The sequence below is a fragment of the Moorena sp. genome (assembly GCF_982860115.1).
The window spans coordinates 31,067-32,827 of record NZ_CEYLVT010000069.1 but is presented as its reverse complement, the minus strand read 5'-3'; the positions used below and the strand labels follow the sequence as shown (position 1 = coordinate 32,827).

At 42.4% G+C, this 1,761-nt stretch carries 1 protein-coding gene; it reads right to left on the bottom strand.

Annotation, left to right across the window (positions count from 1 at the left end; genetic code table 11):
• Nucleotides 1-160 precede the first annotated feature (160 nt).
• On the bottom strand, nucleotides 161-1,489 hold the full coding sequence (locus tag AC4II3_RS13965; RefSeq protein ID WP_490722829.1) for an ABC transporter substrate-binding protein: 1,329 nt from the start codon (nucleotides 1,487-1,489) through the stop codon (nucleotides 161-163).
• Nucleotides 1,490-1,761: the final 272 nt, after the last annotated feature.

Sequence of the window (1,761 nt, the reverse complement as noted above, 5' to 3'; positions counted from 1 at the left end):
CCTATCCCTATCCCTATCCCTACCTATCAATGTATCCCTATCCCTACCTATCCCTATCCCTACCTATCCCTACCTATCCCCGCGCCCCCGCCCCATCTCCCTATCTCCCCCATCTCCCTATCATCATCGCTAGCAGGCATAAATAAAATTGGTATAATGGTTAAGGGATTGGCACAAATTCATACTCCAAACTAGAACTATTACTTGGTTCAATTGTCACCAAATTGACCGGTTGATAGCGATCGCCTGATGGAAAAAAACGAATCGGAGCAGCAGCACCTCTAGCAAAAAAGTTCGGTGCTGAAAGTTCCTGTTGAACTCCGGTGCGAGTAGGATTACGTCTAATCGCCGCACTTAGGGCTTGGACAGCATCATAAGCCATAGCTGTGCGCCAGTTAACATCAATACCCCAAAGCTGATCAGCGGTTTTGGGAAATTCCGAGCGAGGGTTGGCTACGGGATGCCAGGGTAATGCTACTACCATCCCTTCAGCATCTTTACCTGCTACTGTCAATGTCTTAGTACTGTAAACTTGATTTCCCGCCAAAATCACTAATTGTTGACCCAAACTATTGCGGTGTTTGCTATTGAGCTTAACCACATTTAGTACCTGATCAAGGCTGCTAGAATCAGCACCTAACATCAGCACTTGAGCACCGCGATTAATCGCTTCTTTAAAGCTTTTAGCAGCACTAAAATTTTTCTCAGACACATCAAACTCACTAACTACTCGTCCTCCTTTCAAGAAGACAGCGGTTACAAACTCTGATTTAAGAGACTGACTAGACTCACTTTGAGAATTGTATAAAACAGCAACATTATGCTGCTTGAGGTCTTGCAGCATGTGTTTAGCTAATGCTCTACCTGCCAGGAAATCATTCGGGACAGTACGAAAAAAAAAGTCGCTAATTCCTGATAACTTTACTGAGGTACTAATGGGAGAAATTGTTACCAATTTACCAGAGTCATAGATATCTGCTGTCGCTTGGGTCACCTTACTTGTGAAATTACCAACAACTGCCAAAATCTCTGGATTACTCACCAACTTTGATGCTAATTTTTTTGCCACCTTTGGATTATTATCATCATTAGCGATCAGTACTTTGAGAGGAATACCTTTAATTCCACCAGCTTGATTGATTTCCTGTTGAGCTTGAGCCACACCCCGAAGTATATCTTTGGCAGTATTTAAGTCATCACTAATGGACACAACAGCAGCAATGGTGTGAGAGGGTTTGTCCCTAATACGAGCGTTATTAAGGTAGATGAGAGCTTCTGGATCATCACGGTGGAGGTCTAAGGATTCGGTGAATTTAACCACTGCCTCGTCGTAATTAACAGCAGTAACCGCTTCTACTCCTAGCTGTTTTTCCAGTGTTGTTGAATCAGAAAATAAAATATGGTCTCCCCGACTAAGGTAATTTGGTATGGTTGCTTTCTCTGAAGATGTATTTTTCGATACCAGCATAGATAAGGGAGATGTGGTCACTTTAAACCACCACAGACACCCAGATACCAAAGCTAAGGAGATCATCAATGATAGCCCAAGAAGCTTAGTTTCGTTGTTCTGATACATACGTTATTGCTAATTTTTATACAGGCCAACCCTGTTGATTACCCGGACTAATGCTTAATACTAATTTGTTTTGTAATCTTTCAAGGTAATTGATGAGTGGAATGGTTGATGCTTAACGGTTGACAGTTGAAGGTCAACGAAAAACCATCAACGGCGCTTGAAGTAGTGACCCTGTAGAATACAAC